At 39.4% G+C, this 21,065-nt stretch carries 14 protein-coding genes; 11 read left to right on the top strand and 3 right to left on the bottom strand.

The genetic code is table 11. From position 1 onward, the window contains the following. Positions 1-99: 99 nt before the first annotated feature. Together ACQKCG_RS13130 and ACQKCG_RS13125 are read right to left on the bottom strand one after the other, a co-directional pair. Positions 100-1,179, bottom strand: coding sequence for a hypothetical protein (locus ACQKCG_RS13130; RefSeq protein ID WP_068034977.1), 1,080 nt, complete (start codon positions 1,177-1,179; stop codon positions 100-102). A gap of 40 nt (positions 1,180-1,219) precedes the next feature. Further along, positions 1,220-1,876, bottom strand: a complete 657-nt coding sequence (locus ACQKCG_RS13125) for an IS1595 family transposase (protein ID WP_348654573.1) — start codon at positions 1,874-1,876, stop codon at positions 1,220-1,222. A gap of 720 nt (positions 1,877-2,596) precedes the next feature. Between ACQKCG_RS13125 and ACQKCG_RS13120 the strand changes: the two genes are divergently transcribed. The 11 genes from ACQKCG_RS13120 (at position 2,597) to ACQKCG_RS13070 (ending at position 20,380) form a co-directional block, all read left to right on the top strand. Next, positions 2,597-3,517 carry a YagK/YfjJ domain-containing protein gene (locus ACQKCG_RS13120; protein ID WP_068034978.1) on the top strand — a complete coding sequence of 307 codons (921 nt, stop codon included), beginning with the start codon at positions 2,597-2,599 and terminating at the stop codon, positions 3,515-3,517. Between the two features lie 142 nt (positions 3,518-3,659). Then, a complete protein-coding gene (locus tag ACQKCG_RS13115; RefSeq protein ID WP_082787166.1) occupies positions 3,660-3,950 on the top strand; it encodes a hypothetical protein in 291 nt (96 codons plus the stop codon). A gap of 50 nt (positions 3,951-4,000) precedes the next feature. After that, complete coding sequence (locus ACQKCG_RS13110; protein WP_427551593.1) at positions 4,001-4,993, top strand: DUF932 domain-containing protein; 993 nt, start codon at positions 4,001-4,003, stop codon at positions 4,991-4,993. Positions 4,994-5,102: 109 nt separating this feature from the next. Then, positions 5,103-6,206 (top strand): YqaJ viral recombinase family protein, encoded by a 1,104-nt coding sequence (locus ACQKCG_RS13105; RefSeq protein ID WP_271134065.1) that lies wholly within the window; start codon positions 5,103-5,105, stop codon positions 6,204-6,206. Positions 6,207-6,324: 118 nt separating this feature from the next. After that, on the top strand, positions 6,325-7,236 hold the full coding sequence (locus ACQKCG_RS13100; protein ID WP_427585456.1) for a hydrolase or metal-binding protein: 912 nt from the start codon (positions 6,325-6,327) through the stop codon (positions 7,234-7,236). A gap of 186 nt (positions 7,237-7,422) precedes the next feature. After that, the gene (locus ACQKCG_RS13095) at positions 7,423-7,881 is read left to right on the top strand and encodes a hypothetical protein (RefSeq protein WP_068326698.1); all 459 of its coding nucleotides are present in this window, start codon (positions 7,423-7,425) and stop codon (positions 7,879-7,881) included. A gap of 183 nt (positions 7,882-8,064) precedes the next feature. Further along, on the top strand, positions 8,065-8,316 hold the full coding sequence (locus ACQKCG_RS13090) for a helix-turn-helix transcriptional regulator (protein WP_068326701.1): 252 nt from the start codon (positions 8,065-8,067) through the stop codon (positions 8,314-8,316). Positions 8,317-9,002: 686 nt separating this feature from the next. Beyond that, on the top strand, positions 9,003-10,700 hold the full coding sequence (locus ACQKCG_RS13085) for a DUF262 domain-containing protein (RefSeq protein ID WP_101204332.1): 1,698 nt from the start codon (positions 9,003-9,005) through the stop codon (positions 10,698-10,700). Between the two features lie 36 nt (positions 10,701-10,736). After that, entirely contained in the window at positions 10,737-13,589 is a 2,853-nt protein-coding gene (locus ACQKCG_RS13080; protein WP_427585455.1) for an SNF2-related protein, read from the top strand. Positions 13,590-13,774: 185 nt separating this feature from the next. Beyond that, positions 13,775-16,972, top strand: a complete 3,198-nt coding sequence (locus ACQKCG_RS13075; protein ID WP_427585454.1) for a site-specific DNA-methyltransferase — start codon at positions 13,775-13,777, stop codon at positions 16,970-16,972. Positions 16,973-16,975: 3 nt separating this feature from the next. Continuing rightward, positions 16,976-20,380, top strand: coding sequence for a DEAD/DEAH box helicase family protein (locus ACQKCG_RS13070; protein ID WP_427585453.1), 3,405 nt, complete (start codon positions 16,976-16,978; stop codon positions 20,378-20,380). Positions 20,381-20,506: 126 nt separating this feature from the next. On the opposite strand, the gene ACQKCG_RS13065 is transcribed toward ACQKCG_RS13070, so the two are convergent. Continuing rightward, positions 20,507-20,842: a hypothetical protein gene (locus ACQKCG_RS13065; protein ID WP_068326716.1), complete on the bottom strand. Its 336-nt coding sequence runs from the start codon at positions 20,840-20,842 to the stop codon at positions 20,507-20,509. Positions 20,843-21,065: the final 223 nt, after the last annotated feature.

Raw genomic sequence — 21,065 nt, 5'->3', positions numbered from 1 at the left:
TTCATGCTGCTGGCCATTTGCTCAGCCAGTTTCTTGATGTCAGATTGGTTAGTCATTGCTTATTCTCCTGTTAGTGGATTATAAGCAGTTACACACTTTTTAGGAAAGGCTCTTATCTACTGCTTCAGTATCATCTTTAATAAGCTGATCATACATCTGTTCGATAGAATTGTTTATCATTTTCTGAGCGGTAAAGCCACTAAAGGCTATAAGTTTTTCTAACTTAGTCTGATTTTTCTTATATATTTTTATAATGCCATCGCCTTCTTCGTTTTTAGAGCTATAATTTTTTCGACCATCCCAAGCTTTTCTCATTTTGTATAACATATAGCTACGCTCAGAGTAACCTTTATTCTTTTCAGTTCCTATGTTAGGGCTTTCAATGTTTGATAGTGTGTCTAAATGGGCTAGTACCAGCTCATATTTCTCTTCAAAAGTCTCTGGGAAAAATACATCCTTGAGGATTATAGGCTGATCCTTGTCATTATCTATATAGCTATATACCCATTCAATTTGATTATGGTTAGCAACATCAAGCCATTTTAATTCTTTATCAGGTGTACGGCCTTTCAAATACGTGGATTTTATCGAGAGTAAATTCGAAACTTTCCAATCATCTATTATCTGTACTCTATTGAAATAACCAAATTCGTTATTTACATGGCTATTAAAATAAATAATGTTATATGGCAAAAAACTTGTAATTGCTGTTATTAGCTCATCCTTACCTTTAAAAGCTGAGTTTTTAAAAACATTATAGATAAGATTGGTGATAAAAAGTGAGCATCGTAGATCATTTTTAAACCAGTCAAGATAACTTTTTGGTAAAACCTTCGTTGCTCTAACATCCAATAACTCATTAAATTTATCAATGGGTGAACTCCAGGTTTTAAGCTCTTTGATCAATAAGTTTTTATAATCATCATTGTCATAATTTATATTTTCCCAACTTTTATTAAGTAAAATATTATACGTATATAGTAGGGATTTTGCATCCGTAACACTCATTTTATCTAATTCTTTGAAGTAATCTTCAATACGCTTAGTCCCAGATCTTATACTTTTTATGTACAAGTCTGACATAGTTCTCAAGTATTGAGAATTATGATACTCCATTGATCCTTGATCAAATGGATAGTGCTGGTTGTCAGGAAGCCTAGTTAATTGTCCATCCACCATGTCATTTCCTCATAAAAGATGGGGCTGTAGTAGATAAGGATTAAATATCACACCATTTTCTCAAGGTTTTCAGCTGATTAGATGGTGAGCCATAGTTAAACCTAAACTCGCACTCTTTTAAAAATAAATGGAAATGCTTCTTATCGATCCCATTATATTTTCTGAGCGTTCGTTTAGACTGATTCCAAAAGTTCTCAATGCCATTGATGTGATTGTTTTTACCACAAGTAAACTCTTTAGAGTGATTGACTCTGAAATGTTTGAATTCGCTCACATCTAATGCATTATAACTTCGATAGCTATCAGTATAAACAAAGCTGTCAGGCTTGATTTTACGCTTGATGACAGGCATTAGGGTGGTTTGTTTGGTGTCTGCTACGACAATGGTATAAACCTTACCATTTCGTTTTAGGATACCAAACACGGCTGTTTTACCAGCAGCTCCGCGACCTCTTTTACCTTTGCGTACGCCGCCAAAGTAACTTTCATCTAATTCGACTTCGCCATCAAAAAGCTCATCAGCTTGTAATGAGAGATGATGATCTATCACAAGTCTTATTTTATGATAAAAAAGTGCAGCAGTATTAGGCTGGATATCAAGCAAATCTGCGGCTGTTCTAGCAGTCACTTCAGCTGTGAAAAACTCTAACAGCCTTCGCTGTACTTTTTTACTGAGTTTACAATGGGTTATCTTCATAAAAGTAGTCTAGCATAGTGCTTATCTACTACAGCCCCTAAAAGATTATAGAAAAACACAATACAAAAACTAGTTTTTATAAGGTTTTACATTGTTTTTTTTATAGTTTATTTCTAGCAATAAATACATGCAGGCCTTGTTATTAGGCGATATAATTTACCTATAGTTAATATATACCAGCTTACAGTAAGAGTCTATATTTTTATTACGTATTAAACGATGGGCTGATTAGCTAAAGCGATGGATGTCGCGAGTCTATACTAAACTGGCGTAGACGAAGCCAAGCAACTATTGAGTTAGGATTTGCTAGAGATAATGATGAGCAGCTTTAATCGGAAGTGGTAGTTTAATAGCGAAAATATGCTTATCAAACCTAGTTCTAAGTCAGAGTAGATAGCTTTAAAAATTTGTGATATCCACCTGTTTCTAAAATATTATAGCGAAAAATTGTTCAGACTAATTGGTAGTGCCGTTCAGCTAACTCCACTTTAACCATTTGTCTTTAAAGTCCTATAATCCACTGCTACCTATCACCATAATTTCTAGAGCTCGCCTACACAAAGCTGCACTACGGCAGCTCGTCCTTAGTGGGTTATTTATATTATTATCTAAACACAGCAGCTACTTGTTCTACTGCTGAGGGCATAACTCTCAGCGACCATCATTATAAAAATACGGACTGATCCCACCCTATGAAACTAACTTCATAGGAATACCATAATGTCTTACTCACACCTAAACCAACCGCTAGCTGCTGCAAACGTCCATAGTCTTGTTACAGATATACTAGCGAACACTATCTGTTTTAATGAGGTCTTAAATAAACTGAACGGATTTTATTATCCGTTCATGACTCACTTCGATAGTGAGCTATTTTATTCACGGCCAGTCTTATCATTTTTTAGTAGCACTCAAGCGATCGTTGGTGATACTTATCCAGAAAACGTGATTTGGGATCATGATAAAACTCAGCGTTTTATCGACATGCTGCCATGCTATAAAAATGATATTGAAAATGAACGTAATGCGTTCATTTACCAAGAATCTCAAAATAAAAATAAACTAGGGTGCTATATTAATAATCTAATCAGGCATTATTCAAGACTGCTCTTTATACGTATCGACCTAAAATACGCAAAAGAAACCAGCCACCATGTGACCATTGAAGACTTCAATTATCACATGAGCAAGTTTCGAGAGCTTATCGGTAAAGCAAAAAACTGCAAGCCAAAGAGTTGCTTTGAGCATTTGCAAGGCAATGCTTGGGCTATTGAGCAAGGTGGGGAAGAAGGTGGGCTGCACTGTCATTTACTGCTTATGTATGATGGTTCAGAGCGACAGAATGATTGGTATATTGCTAAAGAGGTGGGTGAGAAATGGAAGGAGGTAACCGCTGGTCTAGGCGAATATTATAGCTACCATGATAAAGAACGTAAGCAGCAGTATAAGCAACATGACAAACTAGGTATCGGCATGATACATCAAAATAATCCTATTGAAGTTGAAAATGCTCTAGCTTCAGCTCTATACCTAACGAAGCCAAGCAAGAATGAGCAGCAACTTAAACTTTGGTTACCAAACATGCGTACCTTTGGTCATGGTATTTATCGTACAAAAAAACGTAGAGGCTTGCCTGAATAACAAAATATTTTTAGATATATAGTATTCCTATGAGATCAGTCAGGAAGCATCGCTCTCCTGACTGTTTAACCCCAAACTATCCTAATTAAAGGTCTGCTTAATCGCAGGCCTTTTTTATGCGCAATCGAAAAAGGAGCTATTCATGAGACCCATCTGCCCACACTGTCATTCAGCGAACGTCAGAAGCACTGCCGATACTGACAGTCCCTTTAATCTCTTCGAGCAACTGTGTTCACAATCTGCCCTATCAGGTCTTGGTGTGAGTATCTGTAGGTACTACAAAATCAATTCAGCAATCGGTGTGGTGGTAGGTACTGCACTGGCTTCTGCGATTAGCTTGGCTAAAGACAAGCTACAGCAACCCCCTTTACTCGTTTTGGCAGCAAAGCCCAGTTATACCTGCAATACCTGCTCAAGAACTTTCAGCATTTAACCTATCTATATAACCCATAATTCTAATCAAATCTAAAAGGAAAAATCATAATGGCACATTTAATCGAATCAATGGCATACGTTGGCGAAACCCCTTGGCATGGTTTAGGTAATGAGCTGGCTCCCAAGCAGTCTATCGAGATCTGGGCAAAGCAAGCGGGTATGGATTGGCGTATCGAATCATCAGACGTCAGTTATATGGCAAATAACGATAAAGGTCACAATCTGATCTTGCCCTTTGCTGAGCAAAAGGTGTTATACCGTAGTGATAACTTCGAGCCGCTATCGGTGGTCAGTCAGCGTTATCAAGAAGTGCAGCCGCGTGAGATTCTAGAGTTCTATCGTGATCTTACCGAGCAGTCTGACTTTGAATTGGAAACTGCTGGGGTATTGAAGGGCGGGCGTAAGCTATGGGCATTGGCTCGTACAGGCCAGTCAGCCACCCTTCGCGGCAAAGATGTCAGTAATGGCTATTTGCTTCTTGCAACCGCTTGTGATGGCACACTAGCGACCACAGCCCAGTTCACATCGATCCGTGTGGTGTGTAATAACACGCTTGCTATTAGCTTAGCGAATGGTTCAGGAGGCGTCGTTAAAGTTCCGCACTCTACGTCGTTTGATGCGGATAAGGTCAAGCAGCAATTAGGCGTATCGGTGAAGCAGTGGGATGAGCACAGCTATGAGATGAAGCAGTTATCTGAGCGCCGTGTGACCCAAGCAGAAGCTGCCAACTATCTCAGCCGAGTCTTCAATGATCAGGACAATGACATCATTCTGTTTAACAGCGCTAAGAAAGAGAAAGACGCGGTACCCAATGCCAAGGCGATGAATCAGGTGATGAACATGTTTAACGGTCAAGGTCGCGGAGCCGATCTTGATGCCGCTAAAGACACCGCTTACGGCTTGCTATGCAGTATCACTGAATACGTCGATCACGAACGCAGAGCAATGTCGAGAGACCATCGATTAGACGGTGCTTGGTTTGGCTCTGGCGCTAAGCTTAAACAAAAGGGTTTAGAGGAATCGCTACTGATGCTGGCCTAACCAGCCACATTTAAAATCTAACAATACAATCAACCACGCCTTCGAGCGTGGTTTTTTATGCCGCTTATTTCATTTAATACCAATAATCCATTTATCTAAGGAACTTGCCATGAACATGATCGCATTAAACAGCACGACTCAGCCAAGACAAGCCAAACGTGCAACCATTAGGCTTAAACCAGCGTTAGTGAAAACCAAGCAAAATGATACTGCTGATAAACCTGCCCAATCTAATACTTCAACGACTGCTAGGCGTTTGGTTAATACTAAAGACTTAAGCCGTGAGGACTGGCTACAATTTCGCAGACAAGGTATTGGCAGTAGTGATGCTGCGGCTGCTTGTGGTATCCATCCGTACCTATCCATGCTTGAGCTATGGATGATTAAAACTGGACGCATGAGCTCCGACATCGATGAGAGCATTGAAGGATATTCACCACTCTATTGGGGCAATACCTTAGAGCCGATGGTGGCTAAATATTACCAAGAACATACCGGGAATAAGGTACGCCGCGTGAACGCCATCTTGCAGCACCCTGATCCTGACAAGCACTTTATGCTGGCTAATTTAGACTATGCCATTACTGGTAGTGACGAGGTGCAGGTACTTGAGTGTAAAACTGCTGGGGAACATGGTGCCAAGCTCTGGAAGCATGGTGTGCCCTTGTATGTGACGTGCCAAGTTCAGCATCAGCTGGCGGTCACTGGTAAAACTGCTGCGCACATCTGTGTGCTACTTTGTGGACATGAGGCTAAGATTTATAAGGTTGAGCGTGATAAGCGCTTGATTGCGTCCATCATGGAGCATGAGCGTCTGTTCTGGCACTACGTAGAAACGGACACCCCACCAACCCCTGATCATAGCGAGTCAGCTGCCAAAGCCTTAAAGCTGCTTTATCCAACGCCTAAGCCCTCAAGCAAGGTTGATTTGCGAGATGATGATGGTGCCAATAAGTTATTTGAGCAACTGCTGAGTTATCGTGATTACATGCAAGAGCTAGAGCAGCGTCATGATCAGGTAAAGCACCAGCTGCAAACACTGATTGCCGATAATGAAGTCGCTGTGTTTGAAAAAGGCGCTATTTCTTGGAAACGCTCGAAAGATAGTATCAGTTTGGACAGTAAGGCCGTTATCAAAGCGCATCCTGAGCTGTTGGCTAAATTTAGTAAAACCAAGCAAGGTAGTCGCCGCTTCGTCATCTTAAACGACTAAGCCGCTATTTATTCAATCAACACATAGACAAACCAAAACAAGCGCATAAATGCCCACCCTAATCGGTTGGCTTTTTTATGGCTAAACACATTTTATTAAATACATAAGGACTATCACCATGATTAAAGGTCTCACCATAACCCCGCCCGTTTTAGGTCGTATCAGCATTGGACGTGTCATTCAAAAAGATGGTAAGCGTTTGCCTGCTAAAGACGATCAGTTCACTATCACCAGTCAAGTTCAAAATAAGGATGGCTGGATTAATCATCCACTCGATGAAAAGCTACGCGCAAATAATGACGGTAAGCTGAGACAAATACCTGTGCGTATGTTGTTCAATGATCCTGAGCTTAATTTGCGAGCAGAATATACCTTGTTTGATCGTCAAACTGGACGCCCGCTATGTGTGGGTGACGGTGAGCAGTGCCAACGCCGTACAAACAATGGCGTGGAAACACTGCCTTGCCCATCACCTGATCGTTGCCCATTAGCGCAAGGTGGAGCCTGTAAGCCATATGGTCGCTTGTACGTTAATCTCAGTGAAGACGACGAGTTAGGCACGTTTATCTTTCGCACCACAGGCTTTAATAGTATTCGCACGCTTGCCGCACGGCTGAGCTACTTTGCTGCGGTGTCAGGCAATAAGCTGTCGTGTTTGCCGTTGCAACTCACCTTAAGGGGTAAAAGCACCACGCAAAGCTATCGCACACCGATTTACTTTGTTGATTTAACGCTACGTGATGGTGTGACACTAAAGCAAGCAGTGCAAGATGCGCAGGCAATTGATTCGGAGCTTAGCGAACACGGATTTGATCAAGCCGCGCTAGAACAGGCTGCGAAAAAGGGTTACGTCAATTCATCCTTTGAAATTGATAATGATGGTTTGTTAGACGTGGCTGAAGAGTTTTATCCCATGGAGACAGATGACGTTAGCAATAGTCAGCAGGGGAATTATCAGAACGGGTTAGCCACTCATAACGTGACTAGCATAGAGCAAGGGCTACGGCAAAGCGTGACGGCGGTGAGCTAAAGTAATTGAGGAAGATATGCGGCGTAAATTAGTTAGGTTGAAACAAGCGATTTTAGGTCGCTTGTTTTATTTCTTATCGGTTTATTTTTAGTGGCTTAATACCTAGGTTAAGTCTTACAATGTGCTAGTTCTTCATAACGGCATATTAAAAACAGATTATTACTGTTTAACGTAAGGATAGCTAAAATGGATTTAGAAAAGACAATGGCATTAAGTAATTCAGTACAACTGTCTAAGAAAATATCTAAAAGAATTGCCAATCAGACTGAACGTTATTTACAGAGCTTTGGTGAAGATACGGTAACCACAAAACCTCTTAAAAATGTATGGGATGATATTTGCTATAAGTTCCAAACAGAAGAATTTTGCGGCAAGGTTTACGAGTCCATGGTTGTAGAATATGTTGGTTCACTGGTCGATGCTTTAGAAGACTATGAATTTAATGCCCTCTACCTTCAAATTGAAAGCCTGCGTACGATCCTAGCTGATTCAGCTAAGAGTACGCCATCAGATATAGATGAACACAGTCTTATCAGCATGCGTTTTTTCAAAGATCGAGTTATTTTATATCTCATTGAAGAGTATATTTATAAACGGGCTAAAGGCTACACAAACAAAAGGCTTAGGAAAGCTCTAAATAGTTAAGATAGTCGTGTATGTAACTTATTATTAAAAGTATTTTTAACACAGAAAAAGGAGCTGATGATTCAGCTCCTTTTTATTACTCTATGCATAAGGTCTATCGGACGATATAAGTCTCATAAAAAAATACAGGACTCCCTGACTGTATGAGAACAGATGTTCCCATACAATAATTCGGAGATAATCATGGAAAATTCAAACGCAGCACAGCCAGTAATTGAGCAATGTAATCACATACCACAGCTATTGAGTATTAAAGATGTTGGTAGCTATACTGGTCTTAGTCGTTCTACGATTTATGAGATGGTTAATGAAAATTCTGATCGTTATGATCCAACATTCCCTAAGAAGGTACAACTGACACAGGTAAGGGTGGTGTGGGTAGCAAGCGAGATTGCAGAATGGATTAATACGAAGATTGCAGAACGTTCAGTATAGATTTATCTGACCGTCCTAACTTTAAAAGTAGGGCGGTTTATTTTTTTTGTATTGTGAGAGGTTTCTTAATCTAATACACTAAGTAATATACTTTAGGCAGAAGAAAAGGCCTCAGCCACTTTGTGTTTACAATCAAAGTTTTATCGCAATTAAAAGGCTATTTCATGCGCAAAATCTTGTTAGGGAAAAATTGTGTAGGGTGGTACTTGGCGTTCATAGAAATAGGCAAATAGTCTTTCGAATAAAAGACTATTTAAACAGGCTAAAAGACTATTTAAAGATTCTTTAAAGGCTATTTTTCACTATTAAACATATATAAAACAAGGGCTTAAGGGCCTCTCCAGAGAAATGATAAAAGTATTTATCTTGTTAATAATCATCTATCACTATCTTGATCAAAAGCAGCCGCTAGTAGGGCGCTGTAAGGGGTCGCCTCATTCTCATGCATATAGATTTAATAGGATGACGTTGAATGGCTATATCTAAGCTTAGCAGGCTATCCGACAGATTACAGCTTAAACGTTTGGAAGTAGGGCAATATCAAGGATCGTGAGCTGTTAAATATGTCAGACAGAAGTATATCCTTAGAAGGATATTTCAAGCTCGTATGGTAGACTACTTCGAATAATATAATCACAAAACAATAATCATCATGTATAAGTTAATCTTTAATAGAGAGTTTACGAATGAGCAAAAACCTTAGCGGTGCGGACTACCCTTTATCAAAAATATTTAGCTCAGATTTTGAATACGTTATTCCACCTTATCAAAGACCATATGCATGGACGATAGATCAGGCATCCGAGTTATTTGAAGATTTACATAGTTTCTATCAATATGAACCTGATGAGGAATATTTTCTTGGTAGTATTGTTCTGATTAAGGAGGAAAATAAGCCTCATTCTGAAGTAATTGATGGTCAGCAAAGATTGACCACTTTAACAATCCTACTAGCTGTGCTATCAAATAAACTACAGGGTGATGATAGGAAGGCACTACTGCAATACATACTAGAGCCAGGGAATAAATTTGAAGGATTAGAGAGTAAGCCACGATTGACTGTTCGCAGTCGAGATCGAGATTTTTTTGCATCTTACGTTCAAGGCCTAAAGTTTGATGAACTTTTCGCAATGGATGAAAAAGCGCTTGAGAATGAATCACGTCTAAATATCAAACGCAATAGTCAGCTTCTAGATAAGTACGTTTCAGAAAAGCTTGGTGATGATGTAGAGCAAATTGAGAGTTTTACAGCTTTCCTACTTCGAAAGTGTTATTTAGTAGCGGTATCAACCCCTAATCAAAAATCAGCCTTTAGAATATTTTCAGTAATGAATAGCCGAGGGTTAGACTTGCAGCCAACTGATATCATTAAGGCCGATACGATTGGTATGGTTGAATTAGAGGCCCAAAGAGAAAAATATAATGAACGTTGGGAAGAGATGGAGGTCGAGCTTGGACGGAGTCGTTTCAATGATTTGTTTTCTTATATTCGTATGATTCATGCTAAAGAAAAGGCAAAACGTTCGTTGCTAGAAGAGTTTAGAGAACACGTATTAAGTAAAGGTATTAGTCCTGAAGATCTAATTTCAGCAGTATTAGAGCCTTATGCAGAAGCATTGTTGATTGCAAAAAATAGTGATTATGTAGCGGTAGCCTATGCCGAAGAAGTTAACAGGTATTTAAAATGGTTAAATAGAATTGATAACTCTGATTGGGTGCCAACAGCAATCGAATTTATAAAGAATAATAAAGCTAAGCCTGAGTACATGGTTTGGTTTTTTGAAAGATTAGAGCGACTGGCAGCATTTATGCATATTTGTGCCTATAACATAAACCAACGCATCGAACGTTATAACAAGGTGCTTAGCGCACTTGAAAACAATCATTCTCTTACTAATCCTATAAACGAGGTAGAATTAACAGATGATGAAAAGCATAAAATGATTAAGGTGCTTGATAGTGATATTTACGATCTAACATCAAGAAGAAGAAACTACTTAATATTGCGATTAGATGCATTTATATCAGATGGGGGAGCAACTTATGATCCTACTATCTTAACTATTGAGCACGTTTTACCCCAGACAGTAGACAAGGAAAGTGAATGGGCCCAATGGTGGCCTGTAGCAGAAGAAAGAAAAATATGGGTACATAGATTAGCTAATTTAGTACCATTAAATAAGAGACGCAATTCAAGTGCTAGAAACTTCGATTTTGATAAAAAGAAAAATGCTTACTTTTTAGGTCGAAAAGGAGTTTCTTCGTATGCACTGACTACACAAGTCATTGGCTATGCTCAGTGGAAGCCAGAGGATTTGCCTAAACGTCAAATGGAGCTTATGGACATTCTAGCTGATAACTGGCGATTGAAGATCGACGCATAAAAATTCTATGTTGCGACTAATAATAAGATTTGAATTATGAATAAGGTAACCAACCACCAATTAAAGTATTTTGCTTGGGAAATTACTAAGCAGCGTAGTAGCTCCGACGACGCACGTATTGCGCAGTCGCTATTCGATGCTCAGGTTGACGTAAACCCACACCAGATTGAAGCGGCATTATTTGCGTTGAGTAATCCTTTAAGTCGAGGTGTTGTCTTAGCCGACGAAGTAGGTTTAGGTAAAACTATCGAAGCGGCTTTAGTGCTTTGCCAATACTGGGCAGAGTATAGAAGAAATTTATTAGTTATCTGCCCTGCGTCGTTACGTAAGCAATGGGCATTGGAATTACAAGATAAATTCAACCTACCTGTACAAGTACTAGACTCGTTTACTTGGAAGAAGTTACGTCAAGAAGGTGTCTACAATCCTTTTGAAAATAAAAAGATCACTGTTATATCCTATCCATTTGCAACCAGAATGGAGCATGAGCTGGCTAAAATACCTTGGGATATGGTTGTAATTGATGAGGCGCATCGGCTGCGTAATGCCCATCGTCCAAGTAATAAAACAGGCAATAGCTTTAAAAAGTCTCTAGTTGCTCGTAATAAACTGCTACTGACAGCCACTCCACTACAAAACTCATTAATGGAGCTATATGGGCTTAGTACTATTATAGATGAGCATTTATTTGGTGACGATAAGGCGTTCCGCCGTCAATATGTTAACGAAGATAACTTGCCAGCCCTTAAGCGCCGATTGGATCAGTTTATCCATCGTACGTTACGTAAGGATGTTTTGGAGTATATTCCATATACAAGACGCCATGCTTTAACGGTACCATTTACACCTAGCGATGTTGAACAGCGTTTGTATGATCAAATTAATAGCTACTTACAAAGAGAGTTTAGCTATGCCTTTCCTGTACAGCAGCGCCACCTAATCACCATTGTTTTACGTAAGCTATTGGCGTCTTCTACTTCTGCTGTTATAGCAACATTAGAATCGATTCGTAACCGTCTCCAAGCTCTTTTAGACAATCAAACCATTGATGCAGAATGGATAGAGCATTTTATTGCTGATGAAGATATAGATGAAGAGCTTATCGAAGAAGACGAGGACGAGTATAGCGAATATGAAACTCGTGGCGTTGATGCAGATTTACTTAAATCTGAAATTAAAGAGGTCGATCAGTATCTTGCTTTAGCTCATGAAATTGATGAAGATCGTAAGTCTTATGCGCTATTAACAGCATTGGAGCGCGGCTTTGCCCGTATGTTTGAAATGGGCGCACCAAAAAAGGCCGTGATATTTACTGAGTCACGCCGTACGCAAACCTATCTTTTAGAGTTTTTGCAGTCTCATGGTTTTAATGGCAAGGTAGTCGCTTTTAATGGTAGCAATAATAGCCCAGTCAATACTGGCATCTACCACAGATGGTTAGCTAAACACGTAGGTAGCGACCGAGTTACTGGCTCATCGTCAATAGATAGACGTACAGCGCTTATTGATTATTTTAGAGATGATGCTGAAATTATGATTGCTACCGAAGCCGCTGCTGAGGGTGTCAACTTACAATTCTGCTCTTTAGTGGTTAACTATGATTTACCTTGGAATCCACAAAGAGTCGAGCAGCGTATTGGACGCTGTCATCGCTATGGTCAAGCTTTTGATGTGGTTGTGGTCAACTTTATCAATGAGCGCAATGCTGCTGATCAAAGAGTGATGGAGCTACTTAGTGAAAAGTTTGATCTATTTGAAGGAGTATTTGGCGCTTCGAACGAAATACTAGGATCGATAGAAAGCGGTATTAACTTTGAGAAACGTATTCTTGAGATCTACGATAAGTGCCGTACCAACCAAGAGATTGAAGCGAGCTTTAATAAGCTACAGTCTGAGCTTGAAGCCCAGATTAATCAAAAAATGCTACAAACTCGTGACCTTCTATTAAAGCATTTTGATGCAGATATTCATGAATTGCTGAAGATTCATAAGCAGCGTGCTGAAGAGCAATTGGATCGTATCAGTAATTTCTTTTGGACGATTAGCCAGGCACTACTAGCGCCCTATGCTGACTTCCATCCTAATCAGTTAAATTTTACGCTGCATAAGTCGCCTACAGTGGATATAAAGGTTGGTAGCTATCAGCTGATCAGAAAGGGAGAGTCTGTACCTGATAATACCTATATATACCGTCTGACTCATCCACTTGGTGAGTATGTGTTAAATAAGGCAAAGTACCTACCTACTGAGACTGCGCAGATAAAGTTCGATTACAGCAATTATGATAAAAAAGTATCCAGCCTTGAGCCATTAGTAGGGCAGTCAGGGTGGTTGTCGCTTAGCTTACTGTCATTAGAATCTTTTGCTAAAGAAGAGCATTTAATACTTACGGGTATGACAGATGACAACGCATTATTGGATGCTGATATCTGTGAGCGTATTTTACGTTTAGAGGGAGCAGTGTTTGAAGATAAAATAACGACAGCTATTCCGAAACTATTTACCGATACAATCGAGTTTCAGCATAAAAACAAATTGAGTGATGCGCTTGATAGTAATCAGGTGTTTTTTAAGCGTGAGCAAGAAAAGATCGAAAGTTGGGCAGATGATCACATGGCATCGGCTGAGTCAGCGCTTGATGATATTAAGCTCAAAATCCGCAGCTTAAAGCGTGAGACGCGCCAAGCTAGTACTATCGATGAGCAAAAACAAAAGCAAGAACAACTCAAAAAGGCAGAACGTGAGCAGCGTAAACTTCGTCAAAATATCTTTGATGTGACTGATGAGATTGAGGAAAGACGCGACACCTTGATAGAAAATCTAGAGCAGATGATGCACAAAAAAAGCCAATTTGAAACGCTTTATCATATTCGTTGGCACGTGAAATAAGTTGATAAATTTTATTATGGAGCAAGCGTTTTTTAGCTATTGAAGTACTGATCTGATATAATGTTTGGCTAATTTTTTTCTATTTTAGAGCTAGGTTTGGTTTCATTAATTGAGACTAGCCTAGCTCGTTTTGTCATAAGCCTATGACAGAATGCTGCTATAAAAACCCTGTCGAAGGACTCACCATGAGCCAATATGCCAATCTTAATCAAAAACTAAAAAATATCTTTCAAATTGATCGTCCTGATCTAGATTTTGGTATTTATCGCATTTTGAACGCGCGTCGTAATGAAATTAGCGACTATCTAGATAATCGTCTCAGAGCCAAAGTAGAGACGTATCTGACGGACGCAAAAAGCGATGTACATGACAGTCAGCTAGAAAGCATAACCAATCAAATAAAAGAGGAGTTTGGCAAGCGTGCGTTCGATGATGCTGGCAACTTAGTTAGCGATACGGCTATGGAAAGTCCACTAGGTGAGCAGTACGCGCAGCTGCGTGAGCACTCAGATAGCAGCTTTGATCAAGCGCAAGTGTTTAGTCATCTGTACACCTTCTTTAGTCGCTATTATGATGAGGGCGACTTTATCAGTCAGCGTCGCTATAAAGGTGACACCTACGCCATTCCTTATTCTGGTGAAGAAGTGATGCTGCACTGGGCGAATAAAGATCAGTACTATACCAAGTCAGGTGAGATGTTTAGCAATTACCGTATTCGCTTCAACTCGATAGGTGAATCAGACAAATCCGTCTTATTCCGTCTACTGTCTGCTGATACGGCAAAGGACAATCAAAAAGACAATGACAAAAACCGTCGCTTCGTTATTCTCTCTAAGCCGAAGACGGTAACTCGTACCGATGAAGACGGCGAGGAATATGAGGAAACCGTACACCCTATAGAGTTTAATGACGCTGGCGATGAGCTGACGGTATGGTTTGAATACGCGGTCATGGACAGTAAGGCCAAGCAAGATAAGCTCAATAAAGAAGCTCATGACGATATATTGGCAAATAACAAAGTTAGTGCAGCATGGGCTACCTTACTCAAGCATCCAGCACCAACCGAAAAACAATCTGATCGTGACTTACTGCGTAAGCATCTAGATACCTATACGCAAAAGAACACGGCTGATTATTTCATTCATAAAGACTTAGGTAAATTCTTAAATAATGAGCTGGACTTCTATATCAAAAACGAAGTCATGCATTTAGACGATGTGGTCAATAGCTCAGGCTTTATAGAGATAGAGCGTCAGCTTGCGCTGATCAAGTGCTTACGCAAAATTGGCCGTGAGTTAATTGACTTTTTAGCGTCGCTAGAAAACTTTCAAAAGAAGCTGTGGCTTAAAAAGAAGTTTGTGGTGTCGAGCCATTATTGTATTACGCTTGATCGTGTCGACGAGTCATTGCATAGCGAAATTGCTGATAATGAGGCTCAGTGGCAGCAGTGGGAGAGCTTAGGGTTTAAGGTGGCTGATGATAGCCTACCGCATTGGGGTAGCAGCCATTATCTAAAAGAGCATCCGTATCTGATGGTGGATACCAGCTTGTTTGACCTAGCGTTTAAAGCCAAGCTATTAAATAATATTGATGATTTGGATGAGCAGACAGATGGTTTAATCATTCATGGTGATAATTTTCAAGCATTGAATTTAATGCAGGAAAGGTATAATGAAAGTATCAAATGTATATATATTGATCCACCGTACAATACATCTGCTTCCGAAATCAACTATAAGAATGGTTATAAGCACAGTTCCTGGAATTCTTTAATATTTGATAGAATGCGCATGTCGTATCACCTACTGAATAATCTAGGTGTTCAGATATTTACTATAGACGATTATGAAATTGAGAACAGTATATTTATACATAAAACCATTTATGGTGATGAGAATCATTTAGCTAATGTTCCAATCAGAAATAATCCACAAGGTCGCTCTACAGTTTCTGGATTTGCAGTCAATCATGAATACGCGCTTTTTTATAGAAAAAGTGAGGAACTGAAAACTATAGGTCGCCTAGAAAGAAATGAGTCTCAAAACAGTCGTTACAATGAGACCGAGAGCGACGGTAGAAAATTTTTATGGGAAAACTTTAGAAAGACTGGTACAGACTCAAACCGTTTAGACAGACCCAAACAGTTTTACCCTATCTGGATTATGCAAGACGATTCAATTTACATACCCAATATCGAATGGAATGACAGTCTGAACAAGTGGGATGTAAATGATGATAATAAGTTTAAACATGAGCTATTACCTATAGACTCTACAGGTAGCGAAAGAGTTTGGAAATGGGGTGTAGAAAGAACTAAAAAGCAAATGAGTTTGATAAAATTTGAATGGCAAAAGAACAAAATTGAAATTTATCGAAAAAACTATCTAAATGATAAAGGCATGTTACCTTCAACTTGGTGGGAAGCCTCTAAGTATGCCGCTGGTTCACACGGTACTAATTTACTTACCAGTCTCTTTACTTCTGAAAGGTTGTTTGACTTTCCGAAGTCTTATAAAGCAGTCTTAGACTGTCTGAAAATTGCTGAAGTAGGAAATAATCAGTTTGTACTAGATTATTTTGCAGGTAGTGGTACCACAGCACATGCAACGATTACACTAAATCGCGAAGATAAAGGCAATCGTAAATACATTCTAGTGGAGCAAGGCGAGTATTTTAATACCGTACTTAAACCACGTATTCAAAAGATTATCTATAGCGAGGACTGGAAAGGTGGTAAGCCTGTACCGCCGAAAAGCAAGGGTGATGAAAATGTAGTAAACCCTTATAACGGTATCAGCCATTGTCTAAAAGTCGTCAAGCTTGAGAGCTATGAAGATACCCTAAACAACCTTGAGCTCAACCGTAGTCCTGCTCAGAATGATTTGTTTGCTGACTTAACCCCTGCTCAGCAAGACGACTATCTCATGCACTATATGCTTGATATTGAGAGTAAAGAATCACTACTTAACGTGGCGGATTTTGCCAATCCTTTTGACTATCAGCTTAAGATAACCGCCGATAGCGCTGGTGCTTATACCGTACAAAATATCGATCTTATCGATACCTTTAACTATCTCATAGGGTTAAAGGTCAGAAACATAGACTATCAGCTAAAACAGGGCTATGTGCAGGTCGTTGGACACTTGCGGACAGGAGAGTTTGTCACCGTGTTCTGGCGTGATTGTGAGCGCATTGGCTATGACAAGTTAAATAAGCTGCTTGATACCTTGTCTATCAATCCCAATGACAAAGAGTACCGCTACATCTACGTTAATGGCGATCACAACATCAACAGCAAATTGTCCAAAAGAGACGATGGCAGTAGTGAGTTAAAAGTCCGCTCGATAGAGCAGGTATTCCTTGAGCGTATGTTTGCAGAGTAAGTTATGGCTAAATCCAGTAAAACAAAAAGCAAAAAAATAAACTTCCATGAGCAGCTGGTATTGACGCAGTGGCTATGGTCAAAGTTTAACCCGAGCAGTATCGAAGGGATGCAGGTGCTTTTAGACTCACCTGAATACCAAGGTATAGAGCATGAAGGTGACAATGCAGGTCAAACCAAGTTTTTTACTGAGCTGACTAGTAGAGACTTAGTTGGTAAGCAGGCTTTAGATATCGACACGTTAAGGCGCTATGACAGAAATATCGTGCGTCACTGGCTACAGATCAGTGAGGCTCGTAATGAGAAGGAAAACAGTGAACTAAATCCTAAGTACTTTCAGTATTTATCACTGCTATTTACTGAGTACTATTTAGATCACTATTTTAACCACACGGATCAGATGCTAGCTGAGCTTAACGATACGCTTGCCGGCTACAACACGGATAAAAACGACAGCGAAATCCTCCAGCCCTATATCGCTGAAGATTTAAACAAAGTGGCGTATTGGAGCGCCACAGGTAGTGGTAAGACGCTCTTGATGCATGTCAATATTTTGCAGTATCAATACTACATCGAGCAAGCGGATCATAGCGATAAGATTGAGCAAATTATCTTACTGACACCTAATGATGGCTTGAGTCAACAGCATCTAGAAGATTTTGCTATATCTGGTATCGATGCCATGATATTTAACAAATATAGATCTCGCGATCAGTTTTTAAATTATGTGCAAATCATCGATATTAATAAACTCGCTGATCGAGATGGTGACAAGACAGTAGCGGCTGAGTCTTTAGAAGGTCAAAACCTTGTACTGATTGATGAAGGTCATCGCGGTACTAGTAGTGGTGGCGTGTGGATGGGCTACCGTGATACTTTGACCAAAAATGGCTTTAGTTTTGAGTACTCAGCAACGTTTGGGCAAGCGATCAATAAGTCCAACAACGTCATTAAGCAAGAAGAAGACGAGCAAAAAAGCAAAGCGAAAATGCTCTACGATACTAGAGCCTTAACCAAGCTTGATGGTGCGCAGCTAAAGTCACTAGCACTGGACGAGCTAGAAAAGCAAAAGGCACGCCGTGAAGCCCTGCGTGAGGTTTATGCCAAAAACATCTTATTTGATTACTCTTATAAGTACTTCTACCAAGACGGCTACGGCAAAGAAGTCAATATTCTTAATATGAAAAAAGGCGAAAGCCCTGACAGCCAGCAGCTCTATTTAACCGCTTGTTTACTGACCTTTTATCAGCAGCAGTACTTGTATGCTCATAATGTGGCTCGTCTTAAACCCTTCAAAATCGAAAATCCACTTTGGGTATTTGTCGGTAACAAGGTCAACGATGATGACTCGGATATTTTGACCATTATTAAATTTTTGGCAGACTTTTTGGATAGTCGTTCTAAGGCTGAAACAATAAGCTGGCTTCATGACTTTATCACCAATACTTCACGTCTAGTCGATAACAAGGGCAATAACATCTTCCTTAATCGCTTCAATGCTTTGCACGGCAAAAAAGCAGAAGTTATTTATCAAGATATCCTTAGTCTGTTCTTCAATGCCAGTAGTAATAAACGCCTAAACGTCATTCGCATCACCCAAAATACCGGCGAGCTGCGCTTGCAAGTGGGTGACAATGAACCATTCGGAGTGATAAATGTAGGTGATGAAAAAGGGCTATTTGATCAGTGCGAAAAACTGACGGAGAGCTATCATCTAAACACACGTACAGATATAAACGAATCGTCGCTATTTAACACCATTAATGATGACAATAGCAAAACCAATCTACTTATTGGCTCACGCAAGTTTACGGAAGGCTGGAGCAATTGGCGTGTCTCTACTATGGGTTTGCTGAATATGGGCAAAGGGGAAGGCTCGCAAATTATTCAATTGTTCGGTCGAGGTGTACGTTTAAAAGGTGAAGGGTTCTCACTCAAACGAACGCCGCACAATATTTATAGTAAAGCTGAATATAAAGATCTGTATCTAGATTTGCTACAAACGATTAATATCTTTGGCTTACACGCTGACTATATGGAAAAATTCCGTGACTATCTAAACGATGAAGGGATCGTGCTTAACCAAGATTTAGTCACTTTAGATTTCAATACGAATCGTATAGCAGCGCCGCATAGACTCAAAACTTTGACGCTTAAAGATGGTTATAAGGATAATCAGCCAAATGGCTTTAAGGCACAGGTTAAGCTGTCGCTATTTGAAATTCCTGGTAAGTATCAGGGGAAAATTAAAAAGCCGTTTGTGGTTTTAGACTTATACCCACGACTCCAAGCCTATCATACCGATAAGCGCAAGCGTAATAATGACTTAAAAGACAAGCGTCAAGAGCATGAGATATCGCCTGATATCATGCCCTTCTTTGATTTTGACAGTTTATATTTACAATTACAGCAGTATAAGATGCAACGTGGCTATACCAACATACGTCTTAGTATCGATGAGCTTAGAGCGTTCTGCTGTAAGCCAATTAAGAATACCCATGATGACTGGTATAGGCTATTGGTAGATAGCGAAAAGCTGACAAAAGATGTAGAGGGTATTCGCTTTCAGCAAAGCGTCTTATTAGAGCTGCTACAAGCGTACATGGACAGATTTTACAAAACCATGAAAAACGCATACGAAGGTCAGTACTATGAAGTGACAGAGTTTAATGTCGGTGACGATGATCTGCCTATTCACATGTGCGACAAATATGTATTTACATCAAAAGAAGGGTTTAATGGTGAGGCAGAAGAGTACTTTAAACGCCTTACCAAGTTACAAGATATAGTCAATGATGGAAAGCTAGAGAAGACAGTCAACTGGCAGGATGGTAGCTTACGTACAGTCGTATTTGACAAGCATCTGTATTATCCATTGTTCAGCAAAAATGATGATAGCTTGCCATTTACTTGGTCGCCTTCAGTATTTGATTATGACAGTAAGGGTGAGAGTAGCGAAGTCAAATTCGTCGATGATCTACAGCACTATATCAATTCTGATAAACAGATTGATGCGCTTAAAGATTACCATATCTATTTACTTCGTAATCCTGATAACCGTTACAAAGGATTAGGTTTTGCACTAGCAGGTAATTTTTATCCAGACTTTTTATTGTGGTTAGTACACAAAGAGACGGGTGAGCAGTACCTGACCTTGATTGATCCTAAGGGTATCCGCAACATGAATACTGATGATGCCAAAATTAATCTATATAAAGAAATAAAAACCCTTGAGAGCCGCTTAGAAGATAAGCTGATACTAAATAGCTTTATTTTGACCACGACGCCAATGAAAGAGTTGATAAATAACTCATTGAGCGAAGATGAGCTTAAAGAGCGAAATGTGTTGTTTATGGTAGGTAATCAAACCGCTTATTTAAATGATATGTTTGAGGGGATTTTGAGCTGAAGGCATCTTTAGTTATAGGTAATTAACATAATGGCCGACATGGTAGTTATTACTATGTCGGCCATTATGTTTAATAAATAAAGAATACCTATAAACTGAGCATAATTTTCTTATAAATAATAATGGTTAAGATTTAAGAATATCTTGATCTGCAAAGCCCAAATCTTTCAAAAAAGAAGTAGCTTCATCATCATTCCTAAAAATCATTGCTTTAGACAAGTCGGAAGAATGACATAAAAAGTGTGGCTTACCTTCATATAGTGGCTCTCCGTTAGAACCGTTAAATAAAATAGTGACACCATCTCCGGCTGTAAGTAAAGTAGCTTGTTGAATTATACCAGCTTCATATCTTATTCTAGCTAAAGATGATATTACAGAATCGCCACCATTCATGCCGCCGAATTTAATCTTACCTGCCCCAGTTTTATTAGCTGAAGACTTTTTGTTCAAATTATCTATCATAATAAATTCTCTTAAATTATTGTTATGTGGTAGTTTTACACGCTATTTATAAACACTTATATTTATATACTACACATAAATAATCATGAGATACAAATCTGTCTAGGGGCTGTATAGAATTGAGAAAACATTGAAAAAAATAAGCAACGCCTTACTCTAATGTTTACCACAACAAAGAAATAAGGCATCACTTATGACTCGCACCAAGCTCAACGATGAACAT

The organism is Psychrobacter sp. NPDC078929, from assembly GCF_050267985.1.
Lineage (GTDB): Bacteria > Pseudomonadota > Gammaproteobacteria > Pseudomonadales > Moraxellaceae > Psychrobacter.
Note: the sequence above shows the minus strand (reverse complement) of the source record. Positions and strands in the feature narration are given on the sequence as shown.

Bases quoted from the DNA above. Each gene is read 5' to 3' on its own strand.
- ACQKCG_RS13095 (WP_068326698.1), top strand. From the start codon at position 7,423: ATGGATTTAGAAAAGACAATGGCATTAAGTAATTCAGTACAACTGTCT.
- ACQKCG_RS13090 (WP_068326701.1), top strand. From the start codon at position 8,065: ATGGAAAATTCAAACGCAGCACAGCCAGTAATTGAGCAATGTAATCAC.
- ACQKCG_RS13115 (WP_082787166.1), top strand. From the start codon at position 3,660: ATGAGACCCATCTGCCCACACTGTCATTCAGCGAACGTCAGAAGCACT.
- ACQKCG_RS13125 (WP_348654573.1), bottom strand. From the start codon at position 1,876: ATGAAGATAACCCATTGTAAACTCAGTAAAAAAGTACAGCGAAGGCTG.
- ACQKCG_RS13130 (WP_068034977.1), bottom strand. From the start codon at position 1,179: ATGGTGGATGGACAATTAACTAGGCTTCCTGACAACCAGCACTATCCA.
- ACQKCG_RS13080 (WP_427585455.1), top strand. From the start codon at position 10,737: ATGAATAAGGTAACCAACCACCAATTAAAGTATTTTGCTTGGGAAATT.
- ACQKCG_RS13120 (WP_068034978.1), top strand. From the start codon at position 2,597: ATGTCTTACTCACACCTAAACCAACCGCTAGCTGCTGCAAACGTCCAT.
- ACQKCG_RS13070 (WP_427585453.1), top strand. From the start codon at position 16,976: ATGGCTAAATCCAGTAAAACAAAAAGCAAAAAAATAAACTTCCATGAG.
- ACQKCG_RS13075 (WP_427585454.1), top strand. From the start codon at position 13,775: ATGAGCCAATATGCCAATCTTAATCAAAAACTAAAAAATATCTTTCAA.
- ACQKCG_RS13100 (WP_427585456.1), top strand. From the start codon at position 6,325: ATGATTAAAGGTCTCACCATAACCCCGCCCGTTTTAGGTCGTATCAGC.
- ACQKCG_RS13065 (WP_068326716.1), bottom strand. From the start codon at position 20,842: ATGATAGATAATTTGAACAAAAAGTCTTCAGCTAATAAAACTGGGGCA.
- ACQKCG_RS13085 (WP_101204332.1), top strand. From the start codon at position 9,003: ATGAGCAAAAACCTTAGCGGTGCGGACTACCCTTTATCAAAAATATTT.
- ACQKCG_RS13110 (WP_427551593.1), top strand. From the start codon at position 4,001: ATGGCACATTTAATCGAATCAATGGCATACGTTGGCGAAACCCCTTGG.
- ACQKCG_RS13105 (WP_271134065.1), top strand. From the start codon at position 5,103: ATGAACATGATCGCATTAAACAGCACGACTCAGCCAAGACAAGCCAAA.